The 21,342-nt window shown below is 55.1% G+C and carries 20 protein-coding genes and 1 pseudogene; 9 read left to right on the top strand and 12 right to left on the bottom strand.

Going from position 1 to position 21,342, the window contains the following annotated elements:
• Positions 1–246: 246 nt before the first annotated feature.
• On the top strand, positions 247–1,284 hold the full coding sequence (locus tag TRICHSKD4_RS17130) for a quinoprotein relay system zinc metallohydrolase 2 (RefSeq protein ID WP_009468144.1): 1,038 nt from the start codon (positions 247–249) through the stop codon (positions 1,282–1,284).
• 9 nt (positions 1,285–1,293) lie between these two features.
• Here the strand turns inward: TRICHSKD4_RS17130 and TRICHSKD4_RS17125 are convergent, their stop codons facing one another.
• The gene (locus TRICHSKD4_RS17125; protein WP_009468143.1) at positions 1,294–1,920 is read right to left on the bottom strand and encodes a hypothetical protein; all 627 of its coding nucleotides are present in this window, start codon (positions 1,918–1,920) and stop codon (positions 1,294–1,296) included.
• Between the two features lie 168 nt (positions 1,921–2,088).
• Between TRICHSKD4_RS17125 and TRICHSKD4_RS17120 the strand changes: the two genes are divergently transcribed.
• From TRICHSKD4_RS17120 to TRICHSKD4_RS17095, 6 genes are all read left to right on the top strand, one after another.
• Positions 2,089–3,201, top strand: coding sequence for an S-(hydroxymethyl)glutathione dehydrogenase/class III alcohol dehydrogenase (locus tag TRICHSKD4_RS17120; protein WP_009466440.1), 1,113 nt, complete (start codon positions 2,089–2,091; stop codon positions 3,199–3,201).
• Positions 3,202–3,213: 12 nt separating this feature from the next.
• Entirely contained in the window at positions 3,214–4,065 is an 852-nt protein-coding gene (gene fghA / locus TRICHSKD4_RS17115; RefSeq protein ID WP_040617072.1) for an S-formylglutathione hydrolase, read from the top strand.
• A gap of 169 nt (positions 4,066–4,234) precedes the next feature.
• Positions 4,235–6,034 (top strand): methanol/ethanol family PQQ-dependent dehydrogenase, encoded by a 1,800-nt coding sequence (locus TRICHSKD4_RS17110; RefSeq protein ID WP_009468140.1) that lies wholly within the window; start codon positions 4,235–4,237, stop codon positions 6,032–6,034.
• 145 nt (positions 6,035–6,179) lie between these two features.
• Positions 6,180–6,707, top strand: a complete 528-nt coding sequence (locus TRICHSKD4_RS17105; protein ID WP_009468138.1) for a c-type cytochrome, methanol metabolism-related — start codon at positions 6,180–6,182, stop codon at positions 6,705–6,707.
• 52 nt (positions 6,708–6,759) lie between these two features.
• A complete protein-coding gene (locus tag TRICHSKD4_RS17100) occupies positions 6,760–7,578 on the top strand; it encodes a substrate-binding domain-containing protein (protein WP_139052220.1) in 819 nt (272 codons plus the stop codon).
• Between the two features lie 45 nt (positions 7,579–7,623).
• The gene (locus TRICHSKD4_RS17095; RefSeq protein ID WP_009468136.1) at positions 7,624–8,178 is read left to right on the top strand and encodes a PQQ-dependent catabolism-associated CXXCW motif protein; all 555 of its coding nucleotides are present in this window, start codon (positions 7,624–7,626) and stop codon (positions 8,176–8,178) included.
• 3 nt (positions 8,179–8,181) lie between these two features.
• On the opposite strand, the gene TRICHSKD4_RS17090 is transcribed toward TRICHSKD4_RS17095, so the two are convergent.
• Genes TRICHSKD4_RS17090 through TRICHSKD4_RS17075 form a run of 4 tightly spaced genes read right to left on the bottom strand, consistent with a single transcriptional unit; the run spans position 8,182 to position 11,032 of the window.
• Positions 8,182–9,027 carry a quinoprotein dehydrogenase-associated SoxYZ-like carrier gene (locus TRICHSKD4_RS17090; RefSeq protein WP_009468135.1) on the bottom strand — a complete coding sequence of 282 codons (846 nt, stop codon included), beginning with the start codon at positions 9,025–9,027 and terminating at the stop codon, positions 8,182–8,184.
• Entirely contained in the window at positions 9,012–10,010 is a 999-nt protein-coding gene (locus TRICHSKD4_RS17085) for a YncE family protein (RefSeq protein ID WP_009468134.1), read from the bottom strand. Before TRICHSKD4_RS17085 ends, TRICHSKD4_RS17090 begins: the two co-directional genes overlap by 16 nt.
• Positions 9,979–10,524: an SRPBCC family protein gene (locus TRICHSKD4_RS17080; RefSeq protein WP_009468133.1), complete on the bottom strand. Its 546-nt coding sequence runs from the start codon at positions 10,522–10,524 to the stop codon at positions 9,979–9,981. The genes TRICHSKD4_RS17085 and TRICHSKD4_RS17080 overlap by 32 nt, the downstream gene beginning before the upstream one ends.
• Position 10,525: 1 nt before the next feature.
• Positions 10,526–11,032 carry a DUF3280 domain-containing protein gene (locus TRICHSKD4_RS17075; protein ID WP_040617071.1) on the bottom strand — a complete coding sequence of 169 codons (507 nt, stop codon included), beginning with the start codon at positions 11,030–11,032 and terminating at the stop codon, positions 10,526–10,528.
• Between the two features lie 33 nt (positions 11,033–11,065).
• Between TRICHSKD4_RS17075 and TRICHSKD4_RS17070 the strand changes: the two genes are divergently transcribed.
• A complete protein-coding gene (locus TRICHSKD4_RS17070) occupies positions 11,066–12,367 on the top strand; it encodes an ABC transporter substrate-binding protein (RefSeq protein ID WP_009468131.1) in 1,302 nt (433 codons plus the stop codon).
• 14 nt (positions 12,368–12,381) lie between these two features.
• Positions 12,382–13,386, top strand: a complete 1,005-nt coding sequence (locus tag TRICHSKD4_RS17065; RefSeq protein WP_009468130.1) for a PQQ-dependent catabolism-associated beta-propeller protein — start codon at positions 12,382–12,384, stop codon at positions 13,384–13,386.
• 28 nt (positions 13,387–13,414) lie between these two features.
• Here the strand turns inward: TRICHSKD4_RS17065 and TRICHSKD4_RS17060 are convergent, their stop codons facing one another.
• The 7 genes and pseudogenes from TRICHSKD4_RS17060 to TRICHSKD4_RS17030 form a co-directional block, all read right to left on the bottom strand.
• The gene (locus tag TRICHSKD4_RS17060; protein ID WP_009468129.1) at positions 13,415–13,993 is read right to left on the bottom strand and encodes a sarcosine oxidase subunit gamma; all 579 of its coding nucleotides are present in this window, start codon (positions 13,991–13,993) and stop codon (positions 13,415–13,417) included.
• Positions 13,986–16,937: a sarcosine oxidase subunit alpha family protein gene (locus tag TRICHSKD4_RS17055; protein WP_009468128.1), complete on the bottom strand. Its 2,952-nt coding sequence runs from the start codon at positions 16,935–16,937 to the stop codon at positions 13,986–13,988. The genes TRICHSKD4_RS17060 and TRICHSKD4_RS17055 overlap by 8 nt, the downstream gene beginning before the upstream one ends.
• Positions 16,934–17,230 (bottom strand): sarcosine oxidase subunit delta, encoded by a 297-nt coding sequence (locus TRICHSKD4_RS17050; protein WP_009468127.1) that lies wholly within the window; start codon positions 17,228–17,230, stop codon positions 16,934–16,936. Before TRICHSKD4_RS17050 ends, TRICHSKD4_RS17055 begins: the two co-directional genes overlap by 4 nt.
• A 10-nt stretch (positions 17,231–17,240) precedes the next feature.
• Entirely contained in the window at positions 17,241–18,512 is a 1,272-nt protein-coding gene (locus tag TRICHSKD4_RS17045) for a sarcosine oxidase subunit beta family protein (RefSeq protein ID WP_040617070.1), read from the bottom strand.
• Positions 18,513–18,557: 45 nt separating this feature from the next.
• Positions 18,558–19,927, bottom strand: a pseudogene (locus TRICHSKD4_RS31745) (amidase).
• Positions 19,924–20,136: a hypothetical protein gene (locus TRICHSKD4_RS17035; protein WP_040617158.1), complete on the bottom strand. Its 213-nt coding sequence runs from the start codon at positions 20,134–20,136 to the stop codon at positions 19,924–19,926. Before TRICHSKD4_RS17035 ends, TRICHSKD4_RS31745 begins: the two are co-directional and overlap by 4 nt.
• A 37-nt stretch (positions 20,137–20,173) precedes the next feature.
• The gene (locus tag TRICHSKD4_RS17030; protein WP_009468122.1) at positions 20,174–21,325 is read right to left on the bottom strand and encodes a Xaa-Pro peptidase family protein; all 1,152 of its coding nucleotides are present in this window, start codon (positions 21,323–21,325) and stop codon (positions 20,174–20,176) included.
• Positions 21,326–21,342: the final 17 nt, after the last annotated feature.

Here is a 21,342-nt window from a genome sequence, read left to right as displayed (position 1 = left end):
CAGCCCAAAGCAAACGAAGAAACGCAGGACTATTACGCTTTGCGCAAGGCAAGGTTTGTTGAGTTAGATCCAAAACAAGCTGCGCAAAGTAACTGGAATTGTGAAATCAATATCATGTTACCAAAAATCGCGTAATTACGCCTTTTGGATGTATTGATCATGGATATTTGTAGTGAAAGTATTTTTATGATCATGTGATTTACTTTGATTATTCCTTAAGGGTGAGGGTGTCGATGAGGCGTGTACATGTTTGAAATCATAGTCACAATCTGCCTAGTCGGAGATCCTGACATCTGCCGCAGCCAGTTGATTCCAGGGCATGAGACTCATCGTCTGGACCAGTGCGAGAGCAAGTTGACGGACATCAACTCCCGTTCTTTGACCATCAATGAAGCCGAGATTTCGGTTGGCAGAGCGGCCTGCCGCGAAATGCCGGATGGGCTGTCGCTTATCGAAGTCGAGCCGGGTGTTTTTGTGCATTTGGGTGCAATAGATGAGCCAAACCCATCCAACCTCGGTGATGTATCTAATATTGGCGTCGTAATCGGTGAAAGTGAAATTGCCGTCATCGATACAGGCGGTTCCAGAAAAGTTGGTGAGGACCTTTATCGCGCAATCCGGACAATCAGTGATTTGCACATCTCGACTGTAATCCTCACTCACATGCACCCGGACCACGTTTATGGCGCATCCGTGTTTGCAGACGTCGGTGCAAAGATTGTCGGACATCCGGATTTGAAACGCGCCCTGCAGGACCGGGGAGAGGCATACCACGCCGGTTTTTCGAATCTGATGACACCCGCTGGATTTCTGGGGACGGCGTTGGCGATGCCAGAGCCAGCGCCAAGCACCTTGGACCTTGGCGAGCGAGTATTGGACCTTGATGTGTGGCCGACCGCCCATTCACCCACTGATCTAACTGTCTTTGATAGGACCAGTGGTATTCTGTTTACGGGTGATCTGGTGTTTCACGAGTATGCTCCGGCGCTCGACGGCTCATTGAGGGGGTGGCGCACGGCGCTGGATATGATGGCGGAGAAACGCGCAACGTACATTGTACCCGGACATGGCGGCCCAGTGCTCGAACCGGTTGCAGGTGTTGCTCCCTTGAAACAATACCTCGGCGTGCTAGAGGCAGATACGCGGTCCGCTCTTGAGCGGGGTTTGCGGATCGGAGAGGCTGTCGAAGAGATCGGGAAAAGCGAAGCTGAGAACTGGGAACTGTTTGAGCTTTTCAATACCCGAAACGCAACGGTGTCTTACACGGAGCTGGAGTGGGAATAGACAGCACTTCTATTCCTTTATCTGTTTGTGCAACATTCGCCCAATCGCATAAAGGCGCTGTTCAATGAGCACCGGTGTCTCACACACATAGGTCAGCGATTTGGACCGATCCCGGTAAATTCGTTCGTCCCAATCGAGCGTTTCTTCAAGCTTGTCCACGGCATCATAGTCCGGCTCGGATTTTGCCATGACAGCGTCCATCTTCAACCGTGCGGCATCAATCTTGTCCGCCAGAGCAATCTGTTTCAGCGAATAGCGTCCAATTCCCGAGATTATTCGGCTGCGGTGCAGGTTGAGTTTGTCAAAGGCAATTTTGAAGATGTGGCCGTAGACGTCTGCAGGTGTGTCGGGGTGAGAAGAGGCGAACTGTGCGATCAACCTTTCTGCATCTTCAAGCGAAATCTTCCGCAACGCCAGTTGTTCGGCCAGCGAACGGGCATCACCTGAAAGCACCGGTGTTTCTTCAGAAAGAGGAACGGGCCACATCAAGCCGAGCGACAGGCTTTCCACCTTGCGCTGAATACAGGGCCATGTCGGATCATTGAATGTTGCAGCTTGTGTTCCCAGTGATGATCCGACCAACAGACCAAGACCCAAAGCCGCAGCAAAACGGTATTTATTGACGTGATTTGCCATGCACTGTTCCTCCGCCAGAAAGCGTAAATAAAACAGCGTTTTTGTCCATGTTAAAAAACACACACTAAGGTCTTAATTGTTCAGATTGGGTCCGAATTTATAGTCAACTGTACAAAGGAACACTGCGTCACCTTGGCGCAAATATGTGAGTTTTGGAGCAGTTTTTTCATGCGGACGAGAGCAGCTGTTGCGGTTGGGGCTGGCAAGCCTCTTGAGGTTATGGAAGTAAACCTTGAGGGTCCGAGGGCGTTTGAGGTTCTGGTTGAAGTGAAGGCGACCGGGATTTGTCATACGGACGAGTTCACCCTGTCCGGCGCTGACCCTGAAGGTCTTTTTCCAGCCATTTTGGGCCATGAGGGCGCAGGCGTTGTTGTGGAAGTCGGGCCAGGCGTGACCACGTTGAAGCCGGGTGATCATGTCATCCCGCTCTATACGCCGGAATGCCGGACATGCGAATACTGCCTCAATCCCAAGACCAACCTCTGCCAGCAAATCCGGGCAACACAGGGCCAAGGCCTGATGCCGGACGGCTCATCGCGCTTTTCAACGCTCGATGGTGATCCGATCCTGCACTACATGGGCTGTTCCACCTTCGCCAACCACACGGTGGTGCCGGAAATCGCACTGGCCAAGATCAACCCGGACGCGCCTTTTGATAAGGTCTGCTACATCGGCTGCGGCGTGACCACGGGCATTGGCGCTGTCATCAACACCGCCAAGGTGGAAATCGGCTCACGGGCGATTGTCTTTGGTTTGGGCGGCATTGGCCTCAATGTCATTCAGGGCCTGCGTTTGGCGGGTGCGGACCAGATTGTCGGCGTTGACCTGAACCCGGCCAAGGTTGAAATGGCAACCCGCTTTGGGATGACCGACTTCGTCAACCCGACAGAGGTGGACGGCGATCTGGTGGCCCATCTGGTGGATCTGACCAAGGGCGGGGCCGACTACACATTTGATGCCACGGGCAATGTGAATGTCATGCGCACGGCGCTGGAAAGCGCGCACAAGGGCTGGGGCGAGAGCATCATCATCGGCGTTGCTCCGGCAGGGGCCGAGATTTCCACCCGTCCGTTCCAGCTGGTCACGGGCCGCTCATGGCGCGGCACGGCCTTTGGCGGGGCGCGTGGGCGCACGGATGTGCCGAAGATTGTCGACTGGTACATGGACGGCAAGATCGAGATTGATCCGATGATCACCCACACCATGGGTCTGGACGATATCAACAAGGCGTTTGACCTGATGCATTCCGGTGAATCGATCCGCTCCGTTGTGGTCTATTAAGGACGGGATGTGATGGAGCTTCTGTCCGAAAACCGCTGCTTTGAAGGTGTTCAGTCGGTCTACCGGCACACCTCGGAGGCCTGCGCTTGTGACATGACCTTTGCGGTCTATCTGCCGCCGCAGGCCAAGGACGGTCCGGTTCCCTGCCTTTGGTATCTGTCCGGCCTGACCTGCACCCACGAGAACGCCATGACCAAGGCGGGGCTTCAGGCGCATGCAGCGGAGTTCGGTCTGGCTGTTGTGTTCCCCGACACCAGCCCGCGGGGCGAGGGTGTTGCCGATGACGAGGCCTATGATCTGGGACAGGGCGCGGGCTTTTATGTCAACGCCACGAAGGAGCCGTGGGCCAGGCACTTTAAGATGTATGACTACATTGTCACGGAGTTGCGGGGTCTTCTGGTTGAAAAGCTGCCGCTGTCTGGCCAGCACGGCATCACCGGCCATTCCATGGGCGGTCACGGGGCCTTGACCATCGCGCTTTCCAATCCGGATCGATATCAGTCGGTGTCGGCCTTTGCGCCTATTGTCAATCCGGCAGCTAGCGACTGGGGGCGCAAGCAACTGGGCGCTTATCTCGGCTCTGATGAAGCTGCCTGGGCAGGGCATGACGCCACGTTTCTCTTGAAGGAAAAGGGCTGGCACAGCGATATCCTGATTGATCAGGGGGCGAGCGACCAGTTCCTGGATCTTCTAAAGCCGGAGGCCTTCTCCGCAGCCCTGGCAGAGACCCGCACGCCGTCGGTCATGCGCATGCAGGAAGGCTACGACCATTCCTACTACTTCGTCGCCACCTTCGCCCGCGACCACGTCGCATGGCACGCAGAGCGGCTTTACGAACTCGATCATCTCGGCCTGGGGGGCTGAGCATTGGAGCTTCGGCGGCGGGGGAGGAGCCTGCTGCTGAATGAACTCGGCACTGCCGACACAAAGGAGAACGATCAGAACTTGGGGGGAATGAAGTCAAACAGTTTTGTTTCCGGGCCGCTTCCTGGCCTTGAGACGCGTTTGTACCGTGAATTATTGGGAGGAAAGTATGAAACGAATACTTCTTGCTGCAACAGCGATCTGCTTTAGCGCAGGTCTTGCGCAGGCAGATGCCAACCTGCAGAAAATGATGGATGACCCGAACCAATGGGTGATTCAGACTGGTGACTACAAGAACCAGCGCTATTCCAAACTTGAGCAGATCAACAAGGACAATGTCGGAGACATGCAAGTCGCATGGACTTTCTCGACGGGTGTTCTTCGCGGTCACGAAGGCTCTCCGTTGGTCATCGGCGATGTGATGTATGTCCATACGCCGTTCCCGAACACTGTCTACGCTCTTGATCTGGCAAATGAAGGCAAGATCATCTGGAAATACGAGCCTAAGCAGGACACAAATGTCATTCCGGTGATGTGCTGTGACACGGTCAACCGTGGTGTGGCCTATGCCGATGGCAAGATCCTTTTGCACCAAGCCGACACTAAGGTCGTCGCATTGGATGCGAAAACCGGAGCAGAGGTCTGGAGCGTCGTAAACGGTGATCCGTCTATCGGTGAAACCAACACAGCAACCGTGATGCCAGTTGGCGACAAGGTGATTGTCGGTATCTCTGGTGGTGAATTCGGTGTCCGCGGTTCTGTCACTGCCTACAATCTCGCAGACGGTTCTCAGGCTTGGCGTGCTTATTCCATGGGGCCTGACAGCGATATTCTTGTTGATCCGGAAAAGACCACCCATCTGGGCAAGCCGGTTGGCGTCGATTCCGGTCTGAACACCTGGGAAGGTGATCAGTGGAAGATCGGTGGCGGCACCACATGGGGCTGGTATTCCTACGATGCGGAAGAAAACCTCATCTATTACGGAACCGGTAACCCGTCGACCTGGAACCCGGCTCAGCGCCCTGGCGACAACCGTTGGTCCATGACCATCATGGCCCGTGATGCCGACACAGGCATGGCGAAGTGGTTCTACCAGATGACACCGCATGATGAGTGGGACTTCGACGGGATCAACGAGATGATCCTCACCGAGCAGGAAGTGAACGGCGAAACCCGCAAGCTTCTGACCCACTTTGATCGGAACGGCTTTGGCTACACTCTCGACCGCGTTTCAGGCGAGCTGTTGGTGGCCGAGAAGTTCGACCCGGTTGTGAACTGGGCCACCCATGTTGAAATGGACAAGAACTCCGATCAATATGGCCGTCCTCAGGTCGTTGCACAGTACTCTACTGAGCAAAACGGCGAAGACGTGAACTCCACCGGCATCTGCCCGGCGGCTCTTGGTTCCAAGGACCAGCAGCCAGCTTCATTCTCTCCGAAGTCCGGCCTGTTCTATGTCCCGACCAACCACGTGTGCATGGACTACGAGCCGTTCCGCGTGAGCTACACAGCTGGTCAACCTTATGTTGGAGCGACCCTGTCCATGTATCCGGCACCGGATAGCCATGGCGGCATGGGTAACTTCATTGCCTGGGACAACATCAAGGGTGAAATCGTCTGGTCTCTGCCAGAGCAGTTCTCTGTCTGGTCTGGTGCCTTGGCAACTGCCGGCGATATTGTCTTCTACGGCACACTTGAAGGCTACCTGAAGGCTGTGGATTCCACGACGGGTGAAGAGCTTTACAAGTTCAAGACCCCATCCGGCATCATCGGTAACGTCATGACCTACACCCACGGTGGCAAGCAATATGTTGCTGTTCTGTCAGGTGTTGGCGGTTGGGCCGGTATCGGTCTGGCAGCTGGTTTGACCAACCCGAATGATGGTCTGGGTGCTGTGGGCGGCTATGCAGCGCTTAGCGACTACACCGCTCTGGGTGGTCAGCTGACAGTCTTCAGTCTGCCGAACTAAGGGCTAACCTTGAAAAGAACCGGCGCACTTTGGTCGTGCGCCGGTTTCATCGAACGGATGACCAACATCCGCATGCCTCCCGCAAACGGCCTGAACAGCAATGGCGTTGAATGAAGTAGCGGGACCGGTATCCAAGGGAGACAAAATGCAAGACCTCAAGATACTTTGCGCTGCGAGCCTGATTGCAAGCGTAGCCTTTACAGGCGCTGCATGGGCCGAATCTGAAGTAGACCCCGCTTTGGTGGAAGCGGCCTATTCCGAAGATGGCAAGTATTTCACCGAAGACGACCTTCCAACCTACAAGGTGCAGGAAGATGGCACCGTGGACTGGCCCACCTATTCGGGTTTCCGCCGATACCATTCGGAATGCCACGTCTGCCATGGCCCGGAAGGCGAGGGGTCGACCTATGCTCCAGCCTTGAAGAAGTCCGCGCTGGAGATGGACTACTACGATTTTTATGATGTCGTGGTGAATGGCCGTGAACGGGTCAACGCATCGGAACAATCAGTGATGCCGGCCTTTGGCGATAACCCGAATGTCATGTGCTATCTAAACGATATCTATGTTTACCTGAAGGCTCGGGGGACAGACGCAGTTGCACGCGGTCGTCCGCGCAAGAAGGAACCGAAGACTGATGCGATCCGCGAAGAAGAAAATGCCTGCCTCGGTTAAGGCAGGCGGTTGCGGGCGGAAAACAGCACGCATTCGCAGGCTGTGTTTCGGCATGGCTGCAGGCTTCCTCTTGTCATTTGGGGCAGGAGGAAGTCCAGCTGTGTCTCAAACGTCCGACTTGGTATCGCAAAACGCGTTCAGGGTCTGCGCCGATCCTGCAAATGCTCCAATGTCGGATAAGGATGAAAACGGCTTCGAAAACAAGCTGGCTGACCTGATTGCCAGCAAGCTGGAACTGCCGGTTCAATACACCTGGTTTCCAATGGCAACCGGGTTTATTCGCAACACATTGAGAGCCAACAAGTGCGACGTGGTGATGGGCTATGCCCAAGGGCACGAATTGGTGCTGAACACCAACCACTACATGACATCTGTCTACACGCTGATTGTCCCCAAAGAGGGGGAACTTGCTTCAGTGGACGTGCTTTCTGATGATCGGTTGAAAGATAAGCGCATTGGTATTGTCGCCGGATCACCGCCTTCAACCCATATGGCGCGCAATGGACTTATTGGCGCGGCCAAACCCTATAACCTGATGGTGGACCGTCGTCATGAATCCCCGGCTGTCGACATGCTGTCGGATCTCGAGGCCGGTGATATTGATGCAGCCATCTTGTGGGGGCCGATTGCCGGGCCTTTGGTCAAACAGGATCATCCCAATTTGACCGTCATTCCCTTGATCAATGAAACACTGCCACCTCGGCTGTTTTTCCGCATCACAATGGGTGTGCGTCAGGGAAATGCTGTCTGGAAAAGAAAGCTCAACTCTCTGATCCGCCGCAACCGTGACGAGATTGATGCACTTTTGATCGATGCTGGCGTGCCGTTGTTGAACGATCAGGGCAATGCGCTCTACGAACCCAGGTCATAGACCATGTTTGGGAGAGAGGGCATCGCGGCATCAAACGTTCTAGCAATGTTGGTCCTCGCCTTGTTCGCAAGCGCTCCTTTATTGGTGAGTGTGCAGGCGCAAGATGTGCAGGAACCCGAAGGGTATCGCGGCGATCCGTATCGCGGCCCGGTTCCCAAAACGCTGAAAGGTGGCAAAGTTCTTTCAACGGACCAGACTTTTGAACTTTGGCAGACCAATCAGGTTGCCTTTGTTGATGTCCTTCCCCGCGCACCAAAGCCTAAAAACCTGCCCGAAGGTACAATCTGGCGCGAAAAGCCACGTTACGCCATTCCCGGCAGCATTTGGTTGCCGAATGTTGGATACGAAAAACTTGACGACGCGACTGCAGCATATTTCAAAGCCGGGCTGGAAAAGGCAACCGGGGGAGACATGTCCCATCCGGTTGTTTTCTATTGTCTGGACGAATGCTGGATGTCGTGGAATGCCGCCAAACGGGCGCTGGAATACGGCTACTCAGACGTCGCATGGTATCCTGAGGGCACAGACGGGTGGGGTTTTGAAGACCATCCGCTCGAAGAAATAAAAGGCGAACCGTTCGAGCAGGACAGGGAAAAGTAGCCTTTAATAGTCCGCCAGACTTTGCTCTGCTTCTGTCACCGTACCATCCGTATCGGTCAGCCTTGCCTTAATGCGGCGGGTTGAACTGGGGACAGACATCGAAACAGACGGGTTTTCGCTCAACGAAATACTGCCTGTCATCGTCGCAAACGGCGCGCCATTCAAGTTGATCTCCAGTGTCTCCACGTAGCGGGCCGGAATGTAAAGCAGGCTGATTTGGTCCATTTGCATGCCGGAATGGCTGGGATGTTTGATATCGACATCTAGTTCCAGATCAGATTGCGTCTCCCCGCGTGCTGTGCTCATCAGTGAGGAACTGTCTTTGACCCGACCAATATGCAGCGCCATTTGGCCAAGAGTTTTTAAAGCTTCCACCGGATCAGTGCCCGGCGGGGCGGAACAAGCGCCCAGACCTGAGGTCTTGATGTATCCCTCGGCCATGAATAGCTGGCCGTTGTCCAATTCGGCAACCGCGTGTATCGGCGTTTGTCCGTTGATACGCATGGTGGCGGTAAAATTGAACTGATCGATCGGTTCGGCGAAATCAATCACAGCAGAAACCGGCATCGGGTTCTCGTCAAGAATAAGCGAGAACCTCGAAATAAGACTGCTGTCGGGTGCATCCAGCCGCACATTGATGTCCGTACGCGCATCGTTGCTGGAACGATAGGGAAATTCCAGCTTCACCACGTCGTCGGACAAGGCAACGAAGCGATTGTCATAAAGGGAGGCTTTCAGGTCAGGCCAGCTAGGTTCCAACGCCTGCGCTGGGTCCACCTGAGAGAGGAAACCGGCAAAAACTAAGGCTGCAGTCATTGCAGAGAGGGAAGGGGTTATCTGTCCCGGCATGGTTCAAGTCCTTCAGGAGCTGAATATAAAAATCGGCCAAATGCACGCGGCCCATCTCCAGTCTCAATCTCACCAACAACAGTTTGTGTCGCCGGATCGATCAATGAGACCGTGTTTGAAAACCAGTTGGTGGAGACCACAAGGCTGCCATCTCGCGTAGCCTCGATACCTTCCGGGTACTCGCCAACGTCGATCTTGGTGAGCTGAGACAAAGTCTCCAGCGAGTAGACGGTGATGGTGTCGGCATATTGATCTGTGCTGAACGCCAACCCCTGGGCAAAGCCCACGCCATAGGGGCGCTTGCCAACCGGAACGGTTGCCACAACAGCCCCGGTATCCGGATCAACAACGGAAATGTCATGTGTGCCGACATTGGCAACGTGCAGGCGCTCATCGGGCCCAATTGCGATCCCGAAGGGACGCGTGCCGACAGTTACCCGATGACGAAGGTTCATCGAGGGTAGATCGAATATGGAAACCTGATCGGCATCCCGGGCAGCTGACGCAAGCCAGTCCTCCTTTGGAGCAACGACAACACCGGCTGGAGCGCTGCCCGTGGCAAGGTCTGCGACATGGGATAGTGTGGTGGCATCCAGCACGAAGACGCGCGCATTATACCAGTCAGCAACAAAGACTTTGCCAAGACCATGTGCGACGGCAATGCCTGTCGGGCCTCCGGGCAAAAGCGCGTGGGCGATTTCTTCGCAGGTCTTTAGCGAAAACCGGTGCACCGTCTTGCTGTCTGGACTGACTGTGTAGAAGGAGCCATGGACCGGACTTACGGCAACACCTGCGGGTTTTCCCGGCACGGGTATCCGTCGAATTTCGGTTTGAGACTCAAGATCGAGAACGCTGACGTCAGAGCTGTTTTGATTGGTCACAAAAGCATAAGTCCCTGCAAGCGCGACCGAACTTGCAGGGAAACATACGTACAGTGCGGCAACGAGAAGATCAGTTGCCTGCAAAACTGGCTTGAAGCGCATTCAGTCCAGCCTCGTAAACGCCGGTTACAGCTTTGATGGCTGCTTCATCATTTAAATGCTCCGGCGGGTCATTGTTTGGATAGCCGCGATAAAAAGCGCCACGCCATTCGACAAGCGATCCACCGTCCGCACCGGGTTTGACCGTCAGATGGGAAGAGTAATTGGTGACCGGAAGCACTTCGACGTTCACGTCAGTGATCCGGTAGGAGTAGCTCATCTTCGCATCACTGAACTTGTAGAGAATTTCCGAGATGGTGGGGCCGCCGGCTTCCCCGAGTGTGAGCACCCGTGTGGCATCAATGGCATTGTCGCCTTCGCCGGTTGAGGAATGAACGGCTGGATGCCAGCTCATGTCCTGAAAGTTTCCAACCCTTGCCCAAACCTCGGCGGGAGGGGCGGCAATCTCTTTGGTGACGGTGACCTTCTGGCGCGTTGGCCCATGCGCCTGCGCATCCAAAGTGGTGATCGCAGGTGCCAACAGGAGGGCAAACATTGCAAATATTCTGAACATCATGTCAGCGTTGCTCCTTGAAGAAGGTGGTTTTGAGAATGTATTTCATGCCGCGTGTCCATGACTGGTCTGTATTGGAGCGCACATCGACTGACCGACCGCGTACGGCTTTGCCGGTTTCTACATCGCGCATCACAAGGTTCATGGAGATGATTAAATTAGAGACTTTCTGGACCACGCCAACCACCACAAAGTCTGCATCCAGCTCTTTGGCCATACGCACATCGCAGCCATAGCAGTTCGCCGGATTGGTGGTGTTTTCCAGTTTTCCCGCGATGGGAGCAAGGTCCAGAAGGACCATGCCTTCTGAGCCAAAACGGTCTGATATCAGCTCTTCCAGAAGACTAAGGCGCTGTGCTTCATCATCGCGCGCACCGAAGTAAGCGCCCTCGGTTGATGTGTCCAAAAAGGTTAGCCCCAAGAAGGCGATCTTGGCTCCGGGCGCGAATGCGTTTTCAGCATTTGCAACTCCCGAATACAGGAACAGCATGAGGGTCAGCAAAAATCTCATTTCTCCATCCTATTCGGCCACTTATCAGCCGCAATGGATCCGAAAGTATCGGTTTTGCTGCAGGTCGTTTCTGTCATTCTGCCCTTGGGAGAAATAACGGGAGGGGCCGGAGACATGACCGGTTCAAGAATGAGGTGTTGGTGTCATCCACGCCATTGGTTGAGTGTCTGGGTGATAACGCTTGCTGTGTTGTGTTTATGGGCGAACCCGTCTGCAGCGGTTGAAGTCAAAACCGGCATCTTGCGCGTGGACTACCCGGTTCTCGCACCTGTTTCGCGCTTTGATCGAAAACCAGACGATCTCGGCTTCTCCGGAGCTCAGCTTGGCAATGAGGACAATCTCACAACAGGCTCATTTCTAGGTCATAAATTTGAGATGGCGACGATCGCCACTCCACCGGAGCAGGCTGTCGAAGCAGCACAAAAACTGGTGTCGGAGGGTGTTCGTTTTCTGGTCATATTGGCAAATGCAGAGGACACCGTTCGGATAACCGATGCTGTTGGGCCAGAAGTACTGGCCTTCAATGCCTTGGCTCCAGACAACGCATTGCGGCAGTCCAAATGCCGGACCAATCTGTTCCACGTCGCACCTAGCCGCGCCATGCTGGCTGACGCTCTCGCTCAGTTTCTTGTTTGGAAGCGCTGGAACCGTTGGCTTTTGATTGAGGGTTCCAACCCAGATGACCGCAAGCTAGGTAATGCCTATCGGCGCGCCGCAACGAAGTTTGGGGCGCGGATTGTTGAACAACGCACTTATGAAGATACCGGCGGGTCTCGTCGTTCCGACAGCGGGCATGTGCTGGTGCAGCGCCAGATGCCGGTCTTTACACAAGATGCTACGGACCATGACGTGCTGATCGCAGCGGATGAAAGTGACGTCTTTGCGCTGTATCTCCCGTTTCATGCCTGGACACCGCGGCCGGTTGCCGGCTCTGGCGGCTTGCGGCCCGTCAGCTTTCATGGAAGCCATGAGGCGTGGGGAGCTACCCAGTTTCAGCGCCGGTTTGAAAAACTGTCAGGTCGCTTCCTCCAACCAGCGGATTATAACGCCTGGTTGGCGCTTCGGGTCATTGGGGAAGCTGTCACCCGGACAAACAGCGACGATCCGCAAGTTCTGAAGGACTACATGCTGGGTGATGATTTTGAATTGGCAGCTTTCAAGGGCCAGAAGGTAACTTTCCGAAACTGGAATGGCCAAATGCGGCAACCGGTCCTTTTGACCGACAGCAAGATAACGGTCGGAGTTTCCCCTCAAGAAGGGTTTTTGCACCACAGATCGCCACTGGATTCGCTCGGTCTTGATGAGCCGGAGAGTGATTGCGACGCATTCAAGTAAGAGGTTCTCGCCAGATGATCGAACAAATCAAAACAACGCTTCTTGGAGGTGTGTTCGCAGCAAGTCTTGCAGTTGCGTCCGGCTACGTGTCCGACGCGCAGGCCAACAAGGTCTATGTCAGTAACGAACGCGGCAATACCGTCACCGTGATTGACAGCGACACTTGGGAGGCAATTGCGGAGTTTCCTGCCGGGAATCGCCCGCGTGGCATTGGCATCAGCCCGGATGGCAAGCATCTTTATGTGTGCGCGTCTGATGATGACACGATCAAGGTGTTTGACGCCGAAACCTACGAGTTCTTGTGGTCGCTGCCGTCAGGGCCCGATCCGGAGCTTTTTGTCATCAACCCCGATGGCACCCGGCTCTACATTTCGAATGAGGACGATAATCTCGTCACGGTCGTCGATACAGTCAAAAAGACGGTGGTTGCCGAGGTTCCTGTTGGTGTGGAGCCCGAAGGAATGGCCGTAAGTCCTGATGTCCGCTGGGTCATAAATACATCTGAAACCACCAACATGGCGCATTTCATCAGCACCGAAGACTATCAGATCAAACACAATATTCTGGTGGACCAACGCCCACGCTATGCCCACTTCACCAATGATGGCGCACTTCTCTTCGTCAGCTCCGAAATCGGGGGTACGGTCTCCGTGATCAACATGAATGGCGAAACCGGGCCGGAACTGGAGACAAAAATCGGTTTCGAAGTCTCAGGTGTCCAAAACGAATGGCTTCAGCCGGTCGGAATGCGGATTACGTCTGACAATGAATGGCTGTTTGTAGCGCTTGGGCCCGCGAACCGGGTTGCTGTCATCAATATCCCGAAGCGGGAAGTGGAGAAGTATATCCTTGTCGGCCAGCGCGTCTGGCAGCTGGATTTCACACCGGATGAAAAATACCTGCTCTCAACCAACGGCAACTCAAATGACATCACGGTCATTGATGTAGCCGAGCAAGAAGCGATCAAGTCCATTCAGGTGGGGCAATTGCCTTGGGGCGTGGTTGTCGCTCCAAATTAATGGATCCTGACCCTAAGCCACTTAAGCATCAGGTGAATTTATAACCATACTGGCTGGAGCTTTCGGTGAAGAGCTCGAACAAAGAGCTCGCCAAACTGCGGGGCAGAAGGATATTAAAGGCGTCTTCGTCCCGCCACAACGTCACACCAATATGATGCATGGCTGTTGTTGCAACAGACCCAACTGGAAAAGCTCTGTCGGACAGGTTGATCGGCAGATAATGGTTGAGGAGCGGGGCAGCCTTGTCTCCGCTAACGCGAAGCCACGTCCGTGAATGAGATAGATCCAGAACAGCGCCTTGAGATGCTTCCGAAGCTGGAAGGGAGGAAGCATCCTGAGGTGCTTCGCTTAGAACCCACCACTTCAAAGGTTCTACCCGCATCAATGTTCTGGTGCCCTCAAACACAGCACGTCCGGGAGCTGGAGCAGCATCACACCCAGCCAGTTTGGTGGCTGTAACGCCCACAGAATGCAAGGTCTCTGGCCATGCTGCGATTTGAACCAGCGAAAACGCCCAAACCTCGGAAAAGGACACTCCCGTCGCACCGTCAAAGGAGGTCTGTTGGGGTCTTCGGTGCGCAGCCAAAGCGGACTGTCGATCAACCATGCATTTTCACTCCCTCGGGGTCATACATATGAGGTGAAACGATCTCGACTTCCACGTCTTCTGAACGCGTCAGGTCGCTGGCAATCACGGTCTTGCCGGCCCAGGCGGTATGCCCGCCGGATATGAAGCCAATGCCGATCCAGTGGCCGAACATAGGGGAGTGGGTGACGCCGGTAATCCATCCCTCGCCAAATCCACTCACTTCTCCATCTGCACACAATATGGCGCCGCCCTTGAACGTTTGCCCAGGGTTCTTGGGGAAGATGCCGACGAGCTGAGGCCTGTCATGCCGCAATAGGTCGGGGCGTTGCCGCAAGGCGCTGCCGATGAACGGTTTTTTGGTTGATGCCATTTTGCCGAGGCCCGCATCATCAATTGTCACGCGCCCATCCAGTTCAGCGCCCGTGACGTGGCCTTTTTCAATCCGGAGCGTGCCCAGCGCCTCCAGTCCATAAAGGCATCCGCCTTGCCTTTCAGCTTCCGGCCACAAAAGGTCCATCATGGCTGCGCCATGCCCGGCAGGCACATAAAGCTCATAGGCAAGCTCGCCGGAGAAGCTGATCCGCGCAATCAGCCCCGGTATGCCGTTGGCTAAAGTGATTTTCCGTACGCCCATAAAGGGCAGTGCTTCATTGGAGATATACTCGCCTTCAGCCAGACACGCGGCAATTGTGGCCCGGGCCTTGGGTCCTGCGACAGATACGGCAGCCCATTCATCCGAAACCGAGCTGACATGGACTTTCAGATCCGGCCACCGGGTTTGCAGCAGTTCCTCCATAAAAACCATCACCTTGCCGGCATTGGTCGTGGTTGTGGTCATCAAAAATTCGGTTTCACCCAGGCGCCAGGTTGTTCCGTCATCCATGACAAAGCCATCGTCGCGCAACATGATGCCGTACCGCGCCTTGCCGATGGGGAGTTTCGCAAAACCGTTGGAATAGACCCGGTTGAGAAATTCTGCTGCATCCGGTCCCTGAACAGCGATTTTGCCAAGTGAACTGACATCGCAAATGCCAACAGTTTTGCGCACTGTTGAAGCTTCGCGAACATAGGCTTCATCAATGACTTCGCCAGTCTTGGCGAAATACCAGGGTCGATGCCAGGGGCCTGCCTCGGTCATGGTTGCACCATGCTTGAGGTTCCAGTCGTGGAGGGGCGTGCGTCGCAAGGGCTTGAAGTGATGGCCAACATTCCGGCCTGCCAAAGCACCAATCGAAACCGGTGTGTAAGGAGGGCGGAACCGGGTGGTTCCAGCGTCTGGAATATCCTTGCCAAGTGCATCCGCCATGAGGGCAAGGCCGATGACATTGCCCATCTTGCCCTGATCAGTTGCCATGCCAAGGGTGGTGTAGCGCTTTAAGTGTTCGACTGACACAAAACCTTCCTGCTGAGCAAGGCGGACATCGTCTCCGGTCACATCATGCTGAAAGTCCACAAAAGCCTTTGTTTTGGCTTCAGGTAAGCGCACTTCGTATAGCGGTTTGATTGGTGTCGACCAGCCACCCGGCTGCGGGGGCGCAGTCGCCTCGCCAAGCGCGGCCGTTGCTGCCCATTCTCCAGACGCCTTGCAGGCTTCATACTCCCAAATTCCGGCTGCTGACCCAGCGTGGTAGATCGGTTCATTGGTTAAGCCGGGCAGAAAACAGGCAAGCTCCGCATTCCAGGCCGGCTTGGCTCCACGATGTGAGGACAGGTTGACCACCGGCGACCAGCCGCCGGACACCAGCAGAAGATCGCAATCAGTTTGTCCTGCAGCCGACCAGTTGTTGCCGGATGCACTTGCAAATGCCACGGCCTCAACACCTGACCTGCCATGCACCTTTAGCGGCGCAACGCCCTCGCGAAGCTCGATATCAGCCGGAAGGTCAGACGCCCCATGCTTTCGAATATCTGCAAGGGTCACGTCTGCCCCTGCGCTCGCAAGGGCAACCGCTGTGTGATGGACGCTGTCGTTGTTGGTGGCAATAACGATCTTCTGCCCCGGCAAAACGCCAAACCGGTTAAGATAGCTGCGGGCAGCGGCTGCGGTCATGACACCGGGACGGTCATTGTTGTCAAAGGCGATAGAGCGTTCCAGCGCGCCTGTTGCCAATATGGTTGCGTCGCTCCGGACCGTCCAAAACCGTTGACGGGGCAGTTGGTCCGCCGGATCGGCCACGTGATCCGTTACGCGTTCCAACAGGCCAGCTGTGCCATGGTCATAGAGACCAAAAGCCGTAGTGCGGGGCATGATCCGCACGCCCGCCTTTGCAAGGGCGTCGACGAGCTGGGCGCGCTCAATCTCACGGGATGGGTCGCTTAGGGTATCGCCGCCAAGCTCAAAGTCCTGTTCGACCAGAATAACATCGCGACCTGCTTCTGCAGCGGTTAGCGCCGCCGTTAAACCTGCCGGGCCAGAGCCAACGACCAGTACGTCGCAAAAAGCGTGGACATGATCATAACAATCTGGGTCAGGTTCGCGTGAGGCTGATCCCATCCCGGCGGCTTTCCGGATGAGCTTTTCGTAGAGCATCCAGAGCCGAGTACCATGGCCCCACTCAAAAGGCGGCAGCCCCATAAAGGTCTTGTAGTAAAACCCGGCGGCAAAGAAGCGGCTGAAGAGACCGTTGATCGCGCCAAGGTCAAAACGCACATTTGGCCAGGCGTTTTGCCCTTCCGCGCTCAGACCCTCATACAGCTCCTGCATGGGTGCCTTCACATTGGGTTCCCGGCTTGCATCTCGGCCAACGGTGACGATTGCACCGGATTCCTCAACGCCTGCAGACATGATCCCACGCGGCCGGTGATATTTGAAGCTCCGCCCCAGCACCGTTTCGTTATTGGCCATCAGCGCAGAAGCGAGCGTGTCGCCTTTGTAACCTCGAAATGTGTTGCCATCGAAGGTGAAGGAGAGGGGGTGCGCGCGATTTATCCGCCCACCATGGTCCAGCCTGCGTGCCGTCATTGGTCTGCCTCGCTGTTGTCTTCAAATAGGGCAGAAAGTTTGGGGTTTGCGGGGCGGACACTCATAATTTCGTGGGTCATGGTATCGCGCTCAATAACCAGCCACATTCTGCATCCGTGGACATGGTGCCAGGTTTCCAACTGTGGTCCGCAGATGTTGTCGCGCAGGAAAACAGCATCATGCCACTCCTCCTTCGGCGCATCTAAAGCCGGGTAGGTGATGCTGGCGTCACCGCCGTATGTGAATTCGCTGTGGTCTCTTGTGCCGCAGAAGGGGCAGGGGATTCTGATCATGGATGCCTCCTTATCCGTGCAGCTTCGGGTCCGGGCCCGCGCCTCGTTCATCGATTTGAATACCGCGCTCGAACCGCTTGAGATCGAAAGACTGAATACGCTCATGCGGCCTGTCATTGGCAATCAGGTCGGCAAAATACCAACCAGATGCCGGACTGGCCTTGAAGCCCCCATAATTCCAACCCGCGTTTAGATAGAGATTGCTGAGTGGCGTCTTGCAGATGAAATGCGTTCCATCCATGGACATGTCGACAACACCAGACCAGTGGCGCAACAGTTTGACCCGCCCAAGGCACGGCAAGATCGACATGGCGGCCTCACACCCATCTTGCACCATCGGCAGGTTTCCGCGCTGGGCGTAGGACTTGTACCAGTCCAGATCGCCGCCAAAGACCATTCCACCTTTGTCCGATTGCGAGATGTAGAAATGGGCCCCACCGACGCCGAAGACAACGACCTGATCCAGAAGCGGTTTCAAGGGTTCAGAGACAAAGGCTTGCAGCTTGTGGGACTCAATTGGCAACCGCCCCAATCCGGCCATCGTCCAGAGCCGTGAGGTGTTTCCGGCGACTGCAAAAGCGACCTTGCCAGCGGTGATGGGACCGCGGCTGGTTTCCAGTTCAGTGACCGTGTCCTCAGTCCGCTTTACGCCAGTTACTTCACATTGCTGCAGAATGTCGACACCCAGTTGGTCAGCTCCACGCGCATATCCCCACGCAACCGCGTCATGGCGGGCCGTTCCAGCGCGTTTTTGAACGGCCGCACCCATAATTGGGAAACGGGCCGTGGCGCTGTAGTTCAAATGCGGAACTTCCCTCTTGAGGGTTGGCAAATCCCAGATTTCTGCATCGGGCGTGCCTGTCAGTCGCATCGTATTGTAGTTGCGCGCAGCAGCATCTATCGCGCCAGGACTGTGCAGTAAGGCAATATGGGAGCGCTGACTGAACATGACGTTGTAGTTCAGGTCATGGCTCAGGTTTTCCCAAAGGCGTAAGGATTCTTCATAGAATTCTCGGTTGCCGGGGCGTCCATAGTTAGAGCGGACAATTGTTGTATTCCGACCTGCATTGCCTCCGCCAAGCCACCCCTTTTCCAATACCGCGATATTCGTCACGCCATGGTTCTTGGCAAGGTAGTAGGCGGTGGCCAGTCCATGCAGCCCACCTCCAACAATCACGACGTCATAATGTGATTTGGGCTCAGGGTCCCGCCACTGGCGGCCCCAACCCTTTTGGCCGGTGAGGCCATTCCAAAACACGGTCCATGCAGAAAAACGGGTCATCAGCGTGTCTCGTTTGGGAGTGGAAAGTGGTTGAACAAGCACATGTCAGACACAGACCTTTGGCAAAGGGATGGCGAATTTGCCCGCGCGTTCAACGGCATGCGCGACATGAAACAGCGTAGTCTCATCAAAGTGAGCAGCAACAAACTGTATGCCAATCGGTAATCCCTTACTGTGCATGGCACAGGGCATGGTCAGAGCCGGATGGCCTGTCATGTTGAAGAAGGTGGTAAAGCGCGTGATGGCGTTGCCTATGGCTTCCTCCACCCCGTCTCGCTTGGTCTTGACGTTACCAAGCTTCTGAGCGATCTCGGGAGTGGCGGGCGTCAGAATGACATCCACGTCTTCAAACAGTGCAGTGGTTTGTGTGCGATAGGTTTCAATGAAGCGTTTAGCTTTCACATAGTGCTCGGCCAATAGACACTGGCCCAAGGCCAATCCGGCCCGAAAGTCCTTGCTATAAAGCTCTCCACGTTCTTCAAGATAAGGCGAATGGGCGCTCAAGGCTTCCGGTAATTGCACTGTCAAAGAGACAGTTCGCGAGTGTTCCATGTCCGGAAAGCTTACCGGCACCAGAACGGCCCCTTGTGCTGAGAGGTGTTCTTTGACCGTTTCCAATGCGGCCAAAATCTCCGGTCCGTACGTTCTTGGAAAAAGTGGGTCGGAATACCGATCCGCAGTCCCTTTATTGGTTGATTGAGTGCTTCAGCATGTGAGCGAGTGGTGGTGAGTACATCAAGAAAATCGGCGCAATCTGCGATCGTTCGGGTGATCAGTCCAACGTGATCAAGCGTCCAGCAATACGGCACCACACCACGTGTCGAGACAAGATCAAGTGTGGGCTTCAAGCCAACCAAAACGTTCAGCACTGCTGGCGCACGTACTGAACCACCGGTATCTGTTCTGAGCGCTGCAGGGGCAAGGCCAAAGGCAACCGCTGCTGCTGAGCCACTGGAAGACCCTCCCGCCAGACGTGTGGTGTCATAGGCGTTGACACAGGTGCCATAGACCTCGTTCTCACCGGTTGCGCCATAGGCAAACTCGTGAAGGTTTGTCTTGCCCAGACACACCGCACCGGCAGCCCGCAATTGAGCGATTGCAAAGGCATCACGGTCACCAATCCTGTCGTGGAACACCTTTGAACCCGCAGTCGTTGGAACACCTTCGACATCAAACAGATCTTTGCAGGCATATGGAATGCCTGAAAAGGGAGAAGCAGTTAGATCTTCGGGGGAGAGGCGGTTTGCTTCATCGGCTGCCGCATCGGCCGTAATGGTGATAAAAGCCCGCGAAAGGTCATTCAGTTTTTGAATTCGACTTGCGAAGTATGAAACAAGCTCGCCCGGAGTAATAGCCCCACCCGAAAGGTCAGACTTGAGAGTTCTGACGTCTTTGAAGGCATAGGAAACCGTCATGGCAACAATCGCCTTTGCACGGAAAGTGCGGGCGGGGTCTCACCCAGGTCAACTTTGCGCAGCTCTTCAAGTTCCAACAGTAGGTCCTGAAATTCCGTGATGATGCCAAACTGCGGTTTCACCAATTCCTCCAGTTCCGCATCACTCCAGTCATGGCTCGCCATCTGGTCGCAGATCCCGGTCAAAGTTGGCTTTTTCAATGGGCGCATGGCAAGAACCACTGGTTTGGTGTGACGTTGGCTTGTCTCAGCGAATGATCAGAGTTTCCGGTGTCTGGTTTATCAGCACTTCAGCCCCGTTTTCAGTCAAAAGCACGGTGTTGGAGATGAAGTAGTCGACCACATCGGTGTTGGTGAACCAGCTGTGCGCATGGAAGACCATTCCAACTTCCAGTGTGCGGTCTGAGCCGGGAAACAGGGATGTAACCATGGAGCCGCCCGTCCAGCTTGGTGGAAAGCCAATTCCGACCATGTAACCGCAGTGGTGGCGCTGGTAATCGTGGAGACCGGCAGAGGCTGCAACGTCGCCCCATGCTGCATAGGCATCCCCGGCTTTCCCGCCAGGCTTCAAGGCTGAACAGATGGCTTGCATACCTTTAATGGCAAGCTCAGCAGATTTCTCAGCCCCATTCGGAGCCCCGTCAACATAAACCAGCCGTCCCATAGGCGCTTGGTATTTGCGATAGGCAGCGCATGTTTCCAGAAAAACTGCGTCGCCATTTCGAAATGTCTCGCCGCGCCAAGTCGTGTGTTCCTCGCCAAGACGCGTGGTCGGACGAATAAATGGCCCGAACCCAGGGTACTCACTGCCCGCAAGGATCATCTTCTGATGATAGGCAGCGGCGATTTCATAATCGCTGGCGCCATCTTTGACGGCTTCAATGGCTGCCAGAGTGCCAAGATTCGCAGCTGTTGCAGCCTTGCGAGTGTAATCCATCTCCAGCGCGGACTTGACCTGCCGAAGGTCATCGATCAGCCCAGAGGCATCAACCCAAGCGGCATCTCCCGCTTGTATGAGTTCGGCATGGCGTGGCGTGAGGAATAGACTGTGCTTTTCAATCCCTAATCGTGCCCCCTTCAAGCCAAGATCAGAGGCGGCCTTAAGGACATAGTCCGAAAGTTCTTCGTGATCTTTATGGCCATAGAATTGAGCGTTGCTGACCTGATTTTCGACGGTGATGCGTTCCATTGCCCGACAGACAAGCGCCATCTCGCCATTTCGGTTCAAGACCAGAACATGCGCCGCAAAAAATCCCCAGTGATCCAACCCTGTGAGCCAGTAAATGCTCTCCGGCACGGAAATCAGAATGCCATCAAGGTTGGCATCGGCGAGCGCCTGGTTGGCCCAGGCGACACGGGAAGCAAGTTCGTCTGCTGGAAAAGGCGGAGTGTTTGACACGGGACCATCATCCTGAA

Origin of the sequence: Roseibium sp. TrichSKD4, assembly GCF_000148725.1 — a bacterium.
GTDB lineage: Bacteria > Pseudomonadota > Alphaproteobacteria > Rhizobiales > Stappiaceae > Roseibium.
This window is presented reverse-complemented; position numbering and strand designations above follow the sequence as displayed.